Here is a 12399-nt window from a genome sequence, read left to right on the forward strand (position 1 = left end):
AAGTCATCAGCCTTGCTCGAGTTTGCTGGGCCTTGAATGGCGTCTTCAAAAAGCCAGTTTGTCATCAACTGGCTAAACTGGCTTCCGGAACTCGTCGAAGAACCAATAAAAAAGCCGGTTCACGACAAGCCGGCCAGTTGATGAGCTAGTCCTTGCTAGGCCGCTTTGTCGTGTTCCGGCGTGGCCGGCGTTTGTGGATCGGGACGGTGGGGCAGGGGCGGCAGGCCATGCTTGGCGCGCAGGCGCTGGCAATCTGGATTGGGGCTGCCGTCCGCTTCCCAGATTTGATAATCGCGGCACGGGTTGGGGCGATCCAGGTAAATGGCGCAATGGATGCCAGGCTGACCCAAGGTGCCCCGAAGTGCAATACAGCGCCCCCCGCCTTGCTCCGTGCCTTTCATGCACGCACGCAAAGGGCCGATCTGGGTTGTCAGCTCTACAGGCACCGTGCCGCCGGTCTCGCCTGCCAGCTCGCCGCTGTAAAACGACACCCGGAAGTGGGCGCAGCACACACCACAACTTAAACAGGGATTATCGTCGAACACCTCGTCATTGGGCGGATCATAACGAACAGGGTCCAGCGGACTTTCCTGAACACCGGGCAGATCACGCAGATCGGTCGGTGCAGGCGTAAGGTGAGAGAAAGACATGATGGAGACGATCCCAGAGCCGATGCGCGGCCCCGCCGCGCATCCAGAGCCTAAAGCAAATATTCTATTTTTGTGCTTGCATCCTGAATAGAAAAATTTGCGTGCTTCACAAAACGATGATGCAGCGCAGAGACACCCTTTGTGTATCTATATGTATCAATCTTCCCGAAGAAGGTTGCACTGCGATTTTTTCCGTCTGCGGCATGGCCGACTATTACCTATTAAATAACAATAACTTAGGTGGATGTTCAATGATTTTTTTGTATCTTGTCAGGCCATCTAGAAGAAAAAAACTCAATTTCTTAAAGAAAATCGCACAAAAGTGTTGACAGCTTCTCTGTAGAAGGACTATTATTTCATTTCTTCACCGCAGGCGGTTAGCTCAGTTGGTTAGAGCGCTACGTTGACATCGTAGAGGTCGCTGGTTCGAATCCAGTACTGCCTACCAGAATACATGCACACAGCACCAAGCTGTGCCAAGAAAAGCCCCAAAGATCAATGCTTTGGGGCTTTTTTGTTGCTCAGCGTTCCAAGCTGCGCCAAGCCAGTCCCAGATCGTTTTGGGGTGTGGGCACGGACAAAACGAATGGGAGCATGGCTATTTGGGCGCTTCCCACGTTGTTCATCCTGGTAGTCCGACCATCATTGCATCAGATCATGACGCTTTGCTGTGGGCGACGCACCTTGTTTTTATCATGATCTGTCAAGGGTGGCTCAATCGTATCAGCCAGAGGTCGTCGTGCAGGTTCATGGTGTCGCTGCTCATGACGGCACCGTGGTGCGTGTGGATATTTTGGTGCAGTTTTTTTTGAGCCTTTTTTTATCGAGTGTTACTTGTTTTTTTAGGTTAGGAAAGAGTATTACCTGTTTGGCTATACAATGCGCCTCAGTTCAAGGCTTGGTCCTGACAAAATCATTTGCAACCTATTTGCGCAAGGTGGTCGTATGAAACTGCTGGCTGGTGATTTTCCTAAAAACATAGAATTTCGTGCTGGGGACAGGGCTTTTTTGTTTGGAAGCGGCGAGAAGGTTAGTTGTCTTCTCTTTGAGGAAGTAGAGATTATTGAGGTGGAGTCGGAAGAAACCAAGCAAGCCGGAGGGCTTGCGGCGGCAGCTGTGGGGGGGCTGACATTTGGTGGGGCTGGTGCTGTGGTCGGTGCCTTGGTTGGGCGCAACAATCAGACCACCAGTGTGGTGCGAATTACATTTTTGGATGGTAGGCGTCTGATGGCTGCCTTACCTTACGAGGTAGTCGTTGATATTAAGGCTGCCTTGTTCGGTATTGAAGGCAAGAGCCTAGAGGAGCGCCGTCTGAAGATGCAAGCACGTTTCAAGGCTGTGGAGCAGCAAAAACTGAAGGCAGCGGCCAGGAAGAAGTGGTTCAATATCGCGTTTGCGATTTTTGCTTTGATCGTTGCGGCTTATGGAATTTCCGTTAAGGAGAAAAACGCCGCAAAGGCACTTGAATCCCCTTCGGCGGCGGCGACAAAATAAAAGATCTGGACTCTGGGCCGCTCGTGCGAGCGGTTTTTTTTATGTCCTCGCCAAAAGGTGCGGATTGATTTGGCCGGTTTTTTATCGTTTTAATCTGTTAGCATCCGGGGTCCGATTACTGCTGGGGAGATAGGAATGAGCAAGGGCGTATTCTCGAAAGGTTTGGCGGTTCTTATGTTGGCTGGATTGTTGGCTGGATGTGATAATCCCCAGAAAACGGTCATTCCGGCGGATGCAACGACATGGAAGGCCGTATTAGATCCGGTCGTCGATGCTTTGCCTGAAGGCGATCGCGCTTTGCTCGCTGGGTATCTGTTGCGTTCACAGCTGCGGGCTGGGGGTGCGGTAACGGGTGTTACTGTCGAACAAGCCATTAAGAATCAAAAAGCGTGGCTAAAAGAACAAGAGAAACATAAATCGGCACAATAAGCCCGGAACTGGCATGCTTGAATTTTTGGGTAAGACTGGCCAGGCGTTGATGTTGCTTGGTCGGGAGCATTGAGCAAATCTGATGTCCAAGGACCAGCCATTGTTCTGTAAGCCATGAATGGCAGAATGCTGTCTTTGATGCCGGAATATGCTTCACTGGATCAGTGAGTCACGCTTGGCATTGCCTGTCTCAAGATTAGTTTTTATGCTTGTAAAAGAGCCCTGTGCCGCTACGGTGGCAAGGGCTCTTTTTTTTGTCTTAAAACGCTTTTTTATCTCCGGCGTTTGTCTACTTCCTTGGCGACACCTTTAAAGGGGCCACCACTGGTTTTTTGTTCAATGAACTGACCAGTCGTGGTGTCGCGTTTGGTGAAGTTGTTGTTGACTGGGTTGGATACCTGCGTTCGGTTCTTGACCGATCCGTCGCGGTGATTATCACCGGTATTTTTAGCCATCGTCTTTACATTTCCACTCTTTCCGACGGGGGGCGTCGTCCCTATGCGCTCTGCACGCATTAAAGCAATGTATGGACGATGCTGGGATATTCAAGTTTTTTAATGGGCTGGGGTTTTTAAAATACAGTTTTAGAGTGCGTTCTTTACGATTGTTCTGTATTTATACCTAGCCCTCTTTATTTTCTTTGATAGCGCTTACCGCCCGTACTGGTTTCGCAGTAGCGTCCACCGCGCGGTCCGGTGCAGTAGGTGCCGCTGTCGCAGGAGCAGTGGCGGCTGGCACCCAGGGCGCGGGGGGTGACGGCAGGGCGGGAGCTGCTGCCGGTGTAGGCGGGGCAGGAGCGCTTACTGGCGCTGGCGGAGCCGTCGTTGCAGACAAAGACCTGGCCTTCGCAGTGCGAGATGCCGCCTTTTTTTCCGGAGCAGGGTGCGTTGCGGGCCTGCGCCGGGAGCGTGACCAGCGCCAGGGCAAGGCAGGCGATCAGGGCTTTCATGCGGCTCTCAGATTTTTACAATAACGCTTAAGTTTAGTTGCTTTTTGCGCCGGCGGTCGTCGCCATGGCATTTAGGTAGGCCGATGGATGCACGTACACCGTTGTGTCATGGACAGCGCTTTTAACGCAGCAGGGGTGGCGCAACACGCCGTTTTTTGTGGACGCTCTGGCCTGGCTTTTTGACCAGACGGCTTAGTGTTGACGCTCTTGTTCGACTTGCAGACGCCGGTCGGCGGCTTCTTTCAGGCCCTGGCGTTCGGCCAGCAGAAAGTGCTGTATGGCGCGTTCCAGGTCTGGCGTGACGCCACGGCCTTTCCAGTAGGCCATGCCCAGATTGTAGTTGGCGTGCGGCAGCCCCAACGCGGCGGCGCGTTCGTACCAGCGCAGCGCTTGCTGCATGTCGGCAGGCACGGCCCGTCCGTTCTCGTAAAGACTGCCGATATTGTTGATCGCGCCTGCATGGTCCTGGCGGGCAGCTTGCAGGTACCAACGCAGGGCGGCGCGTTCGTCGCGGGGCATCCCCATGCCGCGCTCGAGCATGACGGCCAGTTTGTACTGAGCTTCGGCATTGCCTTGTTCGGCGGCCAGACGAAACAGTGCGGCGGCTTGCTGGTCGTCTTGAGTGACGCCGTGACCAAACGCATAGCGTTCGCCCAGGCGCAATTGCTCGACAGGCGTGTCGGGGATGGTGGGTTCTGCTTTAAGCACTGCGCAGACACACACGAAGGGCAGGATCAGCCAAGGCCTTGGGCGGAGCGGGCAAGCACGCATAAGCGCTCTCCTGAGCACGAGGCAGGCGTGCCCCTGCCTGTCAGGAAACCGCCTCTCTGTGCGGTTTGAGCGTACTGCGCCAGCGTGCCGGGCGCTATCGGCCACATGGTTTATAGGCGGCGTTTCAGGGGCCAGGAGTCAGGGGCGGCTCAGTTGCAGTTCATAGACGGCGGGCAGTTCCACGGAATCCAGGCTTTTGGCCAGCAACTGGTACTGGCCCGGCGTCAGAAAAGCTTCCAGACGGGCGTGGTAATCGCCGCCGCTGTCATCGTCGTGGTATAGCTCCTGGCCGTCGCGGCGCAGTACCAGATAACTGTCGAAGACCTCCGAACGCATATCCATCACGTAATGGCCTTCTTCTTCTATGGTCAGCGTATATAGCTCGGTGCGCACGCCGGCAGGTAGCACGACGCGGCGGGTCTGACCCGGTCGCAGGGTGCCGCCCCCGGCATTGGCTGGGGCCGGTTCGCTGACCAGTTGCAGGGTGAACAGCCCGCCCTGGGCGTGCCGGGGAAGGGTAATCGTGTGCGTGCCGGCCTGGAGCACGGCGCGCAGTACCTGCGTGTGGGGATGGTCGTTGCTGGGTACGGACTCGAATGGGCCGCTCTGCAAGGCACCGAAACCGCTTTGTGTGCTCAGTGTCAGGGTCAGCAGCGTGGGATGTGCCAGATCTAGGTCAAAATTCTGTTCTTTACCCGTGACCAGGCCTGCATAGCGTGTTTTGTCCAGCGACAGGCGGGCTCCGTCTTGCAGGTCCAGATTGTCGGGCAGGGAGTCTGTCTGGATGCGCAGTGTAAAGGCACCTTGGAACGCGGAGTCGTTCATGGCGGAGCTGACATGCACAATGTAATCGCCGGCCAACAGGTAGTTGACCAGGCGCGCTCCTTGGCCGGAACCGTCGTCTTCCGCTTGGATATCCAGGCGTTCGTGGCGCTTGCCGGGTCCGATCAATTGCAGCAAGGGTGTCATGCCGGCGTTGGCTGTGTTCAGGCTGATGCTATAGAGGCCGTCTTGGGCAATCGTCAGCCGGTAGGCTTTTAAGTGGCCCATGGCCAGATCGGTCAGCGTCCGTCCGGGTACCAGCGGTTCGCCGTCGTAGGCGGGATAGACCTGGGCCCTGAGTTCAAAGGGGCCGAAGGCGCGGGCATCCGCACCGGTGACGGCTATCAGATACGAGCCGCTATGGTCGGCACGAAAACCTACGTTTGCGCCGAGCACGGAGGGCTCTGTGGTGCAGTCGTCGCAAGGCTGCTCGCGGGCGATCAGTCGGCCATCGCGCAGCACGCTGATATCGGCGCGTAATGGTCCTGTGGTGTTCAGGGCGACCAGTTGGCCGGCTTGGGCCTGCAGTTCAAAGCCGGTACTGCGCAGGCCATCGCTCAGGTTCAGGCGGCTTTGACTGGTCAGCTCGCCGCTCTGGGGGTGATCGGGCGCCAGCAAAGGCAGTCCCAATGTCGGCGTGGATGTGGAGGCGGGCAGGTGGCTCAGGGCGACGCCGCCGGCACCGGCAAGGGCACCGATCAGGGCGGCAAATAGAATGGCAGGCTTCACAATAATCAAATCGTCTGTCGTGTGTGGTCGAAGGTGTTTGCAGGGCGGCGGACAGTGTAGGCCAGGCAGTGAGACGGGAAAATGGAATAGGGCACTGGATCGGTAAGCAGATGATGCGGACTGCTGCAAATTAATTCGACCCCGGCGCGCTGAAAATCAGGACGTGACCTGTTCCAGCAGCCAGTCTCGGAAACAAGTCGCTTTATGAGGCAGGCGTCCTCGGGGGGCGACCAGATACCAGGTGCGTTCGGTCTGCACCGTATCGGGAAAGGGGGCCATCAGCTTGCCGGTGTCTATCATGTCTTGAATAAAGGGAGTCAGGCCCATCAGTGCGCCTAATCCGTTGATGGCCGCCTGCAAAGCGACGGCGTGGGAATCGAACAGCATGCCCTGGGCCGGGTATCGGTCCTGCAAGCCGTGCGCGCCCAGCCAGCGGGGCCAGTCCTGCGGCGAGTGGGTGATGTGCAGCTTGGGCGCGGCCTGCAGATCGGCGGGGGTGCGTATGGCATGGCGGCGGGCAAAAGCCGGACTCATCACGGGCAGCATATCGGCCCCGCAGATATGGTCGAACTGAAATTCCGGTGCGTTTTGATAGGGGCGTATGGCCAGGTCGCAGGATTCGTAGAGTTGCTGCAGCGGCACCGTGCCCGAGAGCAGGCGCAGGCGTATGTCGGGATGGCGTTGCTGGAAACCAGGCAGACGCGGCACCAGCCAGTGCAGGGCGAAGTTGGGCAGGACACTGAGTGTCAGCGTAGTGTCGTGGCGAGTGCTTTGCAGGTTCTGGGTGGCAATGTCGATGGTGTCGAGCGCCTGGCGCAGTTCCAGCAGATAGGCGCGACCCTTGTCGGTCAAGACCAGTGTGCTGTTCTGGCGCAGGAACAGGTGCATGTCCAGCCATCCTTCCAACTGCTTGACCTGCTGACTGATGGCCGAATGGGTGACGTGCAACTCTTGGGCCGCGGCGGTAAAGCTCAGGTGGCGGGCAGCGGCCTCGAAGGCGCGCACAGCATTCAAAGGGGGCAGGCGACGTTTCATGGGTGGCTTATGCTCAATAGCTTGTTAGTTATTCTAACGGCAAAGCGTGTGGCCTGTTGTTTTTCCGGGGATAGAATGAGGACATAACAAGACCCGATCCGGAGACATCATGAAACATGTTGCACAGGTACTGTCCTGCTGCGCCTTGGCTGTTTTGACTGCCAACGGCGCATCGGCCACGGCGCAGCCCCCTTATCCGCAGGCACCGATTACGGTCGTGGTTTCCTACGCGGCCGGGGGGACGGCCGATCTGGCTACACGCATCGTGGCCGAAGCCATGAGCCAGGAGCTGAAGGTGCCGTTCGTGGTCGAAAATCGACCCGGCGGCGGAGGAGCCGTCGGGGTGCAAGCCGCCCTGCGGGCCAAACCGGACGGCTATACCTTGATGTCGGGCAGCTCCGAAATATCATTGGCGGCGACCGGCAAGACCCCTGCGCCGGATGATGTGTTGGAACGCTTGAATCCATTGGCGCAGGTGGCGGTGGCCCCGATGGTCATGGTGGCGCGTGCCGATCGTCCTGAAAGTGTGCAGCAGTGGCGACAACGCAGTCGCGACCCGAACGACCGCGTCACATATGCAACGCCGGGCGTCATGACGCCTATGCACTTGATCATGACCAAGCTGGGTGCGCAGGCGGGCATGTTGGCGCAGCATATTCCCTATAACGGCGGCGGCCGGGCGGTGGCTGATTTGATGGGAGGCCAGATCGATCTGGTGGTGGTGGCGCTGGGCAGCGCGATGGGGCAGATCCAGGCGGGGCAGGTCAAAGCCTTGGCCGTCCTGAACCCGGCCCGTTCCAGTCTGCTGCCGCAGGTGCCCACCATAGGCGAGGCCCTGGATCAGTCCTTTGGGGCCATTCCCTTGACCTGGTTTGGCTGGCTCGCGCCAGTGGATACGCCGGCACCGACCCAGGCCCGTTTGGCGGCGGCCTTGAAGGCCGTGATGAAGCAGGAATCGGTACGCGAACGTCTGTTGCAGGCCGGATTGGAACCCCGCTTTCTGGATGCGGCGGCGTTTCGCAGCGAATTGGCCGCCGAGGCGGATTACTACCGGGAAGCGGCCGAACTGGCCGCGCAGACACAATAAGACGCCTTGGCGTCAGCAAGGAGAGGTGGCATGAATTCAGGTTTTCTGGTGCTGGACGAACACGATAATGTGGGCGTGGCTTTACAGCACCTGCCGGCGGGCGCTCGGCTCCTGTTGGAAGCAGGCGCGTCCGGGCGGGAGAGCGTGTTGACGCTGGTGCAGGATATTCCGATGGGGCATAAATTCGCGCTGACTGAACTGGCCGACGGCGCTGCGATCCTGAAATACGGGGCTGTGATCGGCGCGGCGACGGCGGCGATCCAGGCCGGTGGGCATGTGCATATTCATAATGTAGAAAGCTGTCGCGGTCGGGGGGATAGAGCATGAGCGAAACGACTTTTCTGGGCTTTGCCCGTCCCGATGGCAGCGTGGGCATACGCAATCACGTGGCTGTCATTGCCGTTATGGATAATGTAAATCCTGTGGTGCGCCGCATTTGTGCGCAAGTGGCAGGCACGGTGCCGGTTTGCGCGGCCTATGGCCGCGGGCAGTTTGGCGCGGATCTGGAGCGCCACGATCGCGTCCTGATCAACTACGGCGCGCACCCTAATGTGGCCGCCGTGCTGGTCATCGGTCTGGAGGGCGTGACCACCCGGCGCATCGCCCAGGCGATTGCGCAGACGGGGCGTGCTGTGCGCAGTCTGGATGTGCAAAGCGCGGGCGGTACCGTGCAGGCCGTGCAGCGCGGCGTGCAGCAGGCTCTGGAATTGGTGATCGACGCCTCTCATCTGCGTCGCGAGCCGTTTCCGGTCAGCGAACTGGTCATGGGGGTGGAGTGCGGGGCCTCGGATGCGACGTCGGGGCTGACCGCCAATGCGGTGACCGGTCTGGTGTCAGACTGGCTGGTTGCGCAGGGCGGCACGGTCATCTTGTCCGAAACGGACGAGATCGTGGGCGCGGAGCATGTGCTGGCCGAACGCGCCGCCAATGCTCAGGTGGCTGAGCAGTTGCTGGGGGCCGTGCGGCGGCTGGAAGCCCTGTCCGCTTTTCAGGGGCTGCAACTGTGGCCTCTGGGTGAAGATAATATTGCGGGCGGCTTGACCACCGTGGAAGAAAAGTCGCTGGGGGCGATACGCAAAGGCGGCACCAGTCCCGTGATGCAGGTGCTCGATTACGGCCAGAAGCCCGACTGCAAGGGGTTGGTGTTCATGGACGCGCCAGCACCCGGCGTAGAGAATGTCTGCGCCATTGCGGCGGGTGGCGCGCACTTCATTTTGTTCAATACCGGTGTGGGCAATCCTATCGGCCATGCCTTGAGCCCGGCGCTCAAGATCACCGGCAATCCGCAGACTGCGCAGGACTTCAGCGACAATATCGACGTGGATGTCAGTGCCGTACTCAGCCAGGGGCAGGCACTGTCCCAGGCTGCGCAGCATCTGCGGGCAGCGGCCATGCGGGTCGCCAGCGGTAGCCTGACGCGCAGCGAGGTGCTGGGCGATACGGAAATCTCTATTTCCCGCATCGAACTCGGCTTTGCGCGCCAGTATGGCGACAGCGCGACATCATGAGTGCGATTTTCATTAATTATGCGTCCCTGCGCGATTGGTGCGCAGCCATGTTGCAGACGGCAGGCGTTGCGCCCGAGGCCGCAGCGGTGGCGGCCAGCTACATGTTGCGCACGGATGCGCGGGGTATCCGCACTCACGGCATTACACGTCTGGCCTCTTACCTGGACAAACTGGCCTCCGGCGAGGTCAATGCTGGGCCTGATGTGCGCGTGCATCAGGATACGGCCGGCCTGACGGTGCAGGCAGATGGCGCACTGGGGCAATACGCAATGCACTCGGCGTTGGAGCACGGGCTGGCGCGACTGCGTGAACAGGCGATGGTGGCTGTGCGCATTCAGGCCTGCGGACATTTGGGGGCCTTGGGCATTTACGCTTTGGAAGCAGCCGAACAAGGTGCCTTCTGCCTGCTGGCGCAGCGCACGCCGCCCCTGATGGGCATGCCGGGATTCAATGCGCCGGTCATCGGCAACAACCCGTTTGCCTATGCCAGTCCCGTGGCCGGTGGCGCGCCGCTGGTGTTTGATATGGCCTGCAGCGTGGCGGCGCGTGGTCACATACTGCTCAAGGCCCGGCAACAGGAGCCGATCCCGTCGGGTTGGGCGCTGGACGAGCAGGGCGAACCCACCACCAATGCGGACGAGGCCTTGCGCGGCTCTTTATTGCCCAGTGCCATGCACAAAGGCATGGGGCTGGCCATGCTGGTCGAGTGCCTGGCAGGCGCGATGGCGGCCAGCCCGGACAGTCTGGCGGCGCTGGAGCAGCCGGCGTCCATTCCGACCGCCGGTGCCATGGGGCGGCAAAGCGCCTTGATGCTGCTGATCAATCCACAGACGCTCAGTCAAGGATTGTTTGGTGATTACATGGCGAGCTGGTCGCGTCATTACCGCAGCCGGGGCGGAGATTCGGCACGGCTGCCGGGCGAGCGCGGCGCGCAACTGGAGGCACAGGTGCAGACAAGCGGGCTGTTGCCGCTGCATCCCAGCCTGTGCGCGGAGCTGATGGGCTTAGGGCAGGCCCGCGATCTGCCGTTGCCGGCCTGTGAGTCAGTGGTCTAGAGCTTGGGATGCCAGGTGGACACATAGCGCGGCAGGGGCGTGCGCAGCAGGCGGTGTTCGTCTTTATCCATGTCCAGATCCAGCTGGGTGTTGCCGCATAGCGCATGCCCGGTGTGGTTCCAGCGTATGGCCAATCTGCCTTTGGGTTGCGGCAGGTAGCCGTCTATCGGTCCTTCCTGACGTCGGGTGATGGCCGTCACAATGACCTTCAGGCCTCCTTTTGTGACGGTCGTAATCGGTGCTCTAAGTTTGGCCATGGTTCTGTAATCCACGATCTGGTTTGGGGACGAACTATGCCATTCTAGGCAGTGCAATGGCGCTGTCCACGTTTTCATCCCCCCCAAATGGGGTAGATGCGTCTTTCCGAACTAATCAGGAAAAGATGCCGTTGTCGCTTATTTTTCATATGGGGTGGGCTAGAATCAGCGCTTTATCGGTGTATTCAAGGATAGAGGCATGAGTGTTTTTACGATTGTGGTGGCCTTGCTGGCTTTGCTGATCGTGAAGTCTGGATTGAAAGTGGTGCCGCAGGGGCAGCAGTGGACAGTGGAGCGTTTTGGTCGTTATACCCGCACCCTGACACCTGGCCTGTCGCTGTTGGTGCCGTTTATTGATCGCGTGGGCAAGAAGCTCAAAATGATGGAATCCGTGCTGGATGTGCCGTCTCAGAATGTCATTTCCCGCGACAACGTGGCCGTGACCGCCGATGGCGTGGTGTTCTACCGCATCGACAGCGCGGCTCAGGCGGCGTACGAAATCGACAATCTGGAGCTGGCCATTGTCAACCTGACTACCACCAATCTGCGTTCGGTCCTCGGTTCGATGGAACTGGATAATATGCTGTCTAATCGCGAAACGATCAACGACCGCCTGCTGGCCGCCGTGGATGCCGCGACCACGCCGTGGGGCGTGAAAGTCACCCGTATCGAGATCCGCGACCTGAACATGGCACCCGAGTTGCAGGAAGCCATGAATCTGCAGATGACGGCCGAACGGCATCGTCGCGCGGCGGTGACTAAAGCCAGCGGCCAGAAGGAAGCCGAGGTCTTGCAGGCCGAAGGCGAAAAGCAGGCCGCCGTGTTGCGCGCCGAAGGGGAAAAACAATCGGCCATTTTGCGTGCGGAAGCGCGCGAACGGGAGGCTCAGGCCGAAGCCCGCGCTACCCGCGAAGTGTCCGCCGCCATCGGCGAGGGTGATGTGCAGGCCCTGCAGTATTTCGTGGGCCTGAAGTATGTAGAAGCCCTGAAAGAAGTCGGCAGCGGCCCCAATAGCAAGCTGGTGTTGATGCCGCTGGAGGCCAGCGGCATCACGGGGGCCGTGGCCGGGGTGACCGAACTGCTCAAGGCCACAGGCGGCAAGTCCAGCCTGGGTCAGGGCTAAATCCGGTACGGGAGGGCACGGCCTTGGGATTTGTCTTTGATTCTTTCTGGCATTGGCTCGTGGCGGGCGTGCTGCTGATGGCCGCTGAAATTGTCGTGTCCGGCGTGTACCTGCTCTGGCTGGGGCTAGGGGCGCTGACGGTCGGGCTGTTTGTGGCGGCCTGGCCCACGGCCCCGGCCGGACTGCAATGGCTGGTGCTGGCAGGCGCTATGTTGGGATGGGTGGTGGTAGGGGTGCGCTGGCAGGTACGCAGCCGCGTGCGCGGGCCCGATGTCCTCAATACGGGGCTGGCGGCTCATATCGGCGCGCATGCCGTGGTCAGCGAGATCTTTGTGGGCGGACGCGGGCGTATCCGCCTGAATGACAGCTACTATAGCGCCAGCGCTGCCCAGGATCTTCAGGTTGGCCAGAGCGTCGTGGTCCGTTCCGTTCAGGGGACGGATCTGTTTGTCGAGCGCCAGGGTTGAGCCTGTTCCAATCCGGGCGGCAG

General features: G+C 59.4%; 15 protein-coding genes and 1 tRNA gene. 9 read left to right on the top strand and 7 right to left on the bottom strand.

Features of this window, described 5'->3' with window-relative positions; genetic code table 11:
* Nucleotides 1–155: 155 nt before the first annotated feature.
* A complete protein-coding gene (locus AADW57_RS08595; RefSeq protein ID WP_341666481.1) occupies nt 156–650 on the bottom strand; it encodes a YkgJ family cysteine cluster protein in 495 nt (164 codons plus the stop codon).
* A gap of 371 nt (nt 651–1021) precedes the next feature.
* On the opposite strand from AADW57_RS08595, the gene AADW57_RS08600 reads away from it, so the two are divergent.
* From AADW57_RS08600 to AADW57_RS08610, 3 genes are all read left to right on the top strand, one after another.
* Nucleotides 1022–1098: transfer RNA gene (locus AADW57_RS08600), tRNA-Val, on the top strand.
* 497 nt (nt 1099–1595) lie between these two features.
* On the top strand, nt 1596–2144 hold the full coding sequence (locus AADW57_RS08605; protein ID WP_341666482.1) for a hypothetical protein: 549 nt from the start codon (nt 1596–1598) through the stop codon (nt 2142–2144).
* Nucleotides 2145–2279: 135 nt separating this feature from the next.
* Nucleotides 2280–2573: a hypothetical protein gene (locus AADW57_RS08610; RefSeq protein ID WP_341666483.1), complete on the top strand. Its 294-nt coding sequence runs from the start codon at nt 2280–2282 to the stop codon at nt 2571–2573.
* 272 nt (nt 2574–2845) lie between these two features.
* Here the strand turns inward: AADW57_RS08610 and AADW57_RS08615 are convergent, their stop codons facing one another.
* The 5 genes from AADW57_RS08615 to gcvA form a co-directional block, all read right to left on the bottom strand.
* Nucleotides 2846–3028, bottom strand: a complete 183-nt coding sequence (locus AADW57_RS08615; protein WP_341666484.1) for a hypothetical protein — start codon at nt 3026–3028, stop codon at nt 2846–2848.
* A 176-nt stretch (nt 3029–3204) separates the two neighbouring features.
* Complete coding sequence (locus AADW57_RS08620; RefSeq protein ID WP_341666485.1) at nt 3205–3522, bottom strand: hypothetical protein; 318 nt, start codon at nt 3520–3522, stop codon at nt 3205–3207.
* A 192-nt stretch (nt 3523–3714) separates the two neighbouring features.
* Entirely contained in the window at nt 3715–4293 is a 579-nt protein-coding gene (locus AADW57_RS08625) for a tetratricopeptide repeat protein (protein ID WP_341666486.1), read from the bottom strand.
* A 138-nt stretch (nt 4294–4431) separates the two neighbouring features.
* The gene (locus AADW57_RS08630; RefSeq protein WP_341666487.1) at nt 4432–5844 is read right to left on the bottom strand and encodes a hypothetical protein; all 1413 of its coding nucleotides are present in this window, start codon (nt 5842–5844) and stop codon (nt 4432–4434) included.
* Nucleotides 5845–6000: 156 nt separating this feature from the next.
* Entirely contained in the window at nt 6001–6879 is an 879-nt protein-coding gene (gene gcvA, locus AADW57_RS08635) for a transcriptional regulator GcvA (RefSeq protein WP_341666488.1), read from the bottom strand.
* Nucleotides 6880–6988: 109 nt separating this feature from the next.
* Between gcvA and AADW57_RS08640 the strand changes: the two genes are divergently transcribed.
* Genes AADW57_RS08640 through AADW57_RS08655 form a run of 4 tightly spaced genes read left to right on the top strand, consistent with a single transcriptional unit; the run spans nt 6989 to nt 10529 of the window.
* Nucleotides 6989–7966: a tripartite tricarboxylate transporter substrate binding protein gene (locus AADW57_RS08640; protein ID WP_341666489.1), complete on the top strand. Its 978-nt coding sequence runs from the start codon at nt 6989–6991 to the stop codon at nt 7964–7966.
* Nucleotides 7967–7996: 30 nt separating this feature from the next.
* Nucleotides 7997–8293: a UxaA family hydrolase gene (locus AADW57_RS08645; protein WP_341666490.1), complete on the top strand. Its 297-nt coding sequence runs from the start codon at nt 7997–7999 to the stop codon at nt 8291–8293.
* Nucleotides 8290–9474, top strand: coding sequence for a UxaA family hydrolase (locus AADW57_RS08650; RefSeq protein ID WP_341666491.1), 1185 nt, complete (start codon nt 8290–8292; stop codon nt 9472–9474). Before AADW57_RS08645 ends, AADW57_RS08650 begins: the two co-directional genes overlap by 4 nt.
* Nucleotides 9471–10529 (top strand): Ldh family oxidoreductase, encoded by a 1059-nt coding sequence (locus tag AADW57_RS08655; RefSeq protein WP_341666492.1) that lies wholly within the window; start codon nt 9471–9473, stop codon nt 10527–10529. The genes AADW57_RS08650 and AADW57_RS08655 overlap by 4 nt, the downstream gene beginning before the upstream one ends.
* Here AADW57_RS08655 and AADW57_RS08660 read toward each other — a convergent pair.
* Nucleotides 10526–10786, bottom strand: a complete 261-nt coding sequence (locus AADW57_RS08660) for a hypothetical protein (protein ID WP_341666493.1) — start codon at nt 10784–10786, stop codon at nt 10526–10528. The genes AADW57_RS08655 and AADW57_RS08660 overlap by 4 nt on opposite strands.
* A 199-nt stretch (nt 10787–10985) precedes the next feature.
* On the opposite strand from AADW57_RS08660, the gene AADW57_RS08665 reads away from it, so the two are divergent.
* Nucleotides 10986–11909, top strand: coding sequence for an SPFH domain-containing protein (locus AADW57_RS08665; RefSeq protein ID WP_341666494.1), 924 nt, complete (start codon nt 10986–10988; stop codon nt 11907–11909).
* A 23-nt stretch (nt 11910–11932) separates the two neighbouring features.
* Nucleotides 11933–12376, top strand: a complete 444-nt coding sequence (locus AADW57_RS08670; protein ID WP_341666495.1) for an NfeD family protein — start codon at nt 11933–11935, stop codon at nt 12374–12376.
* Nucleotides 12377–12399: the final 23 nt, after the last annotated feature.

Origin of the sequence: Alcaligenes sp. SDU_A2 (assembly GCF_038237375.1) — a bacterium.
Taxonomy (GTDB): domain Bacteria; phylum Pseudomonadota; class Gammaproteobacteria; order Burkholderiales; family Burkholderiaceae_B; genus Alcaligenes.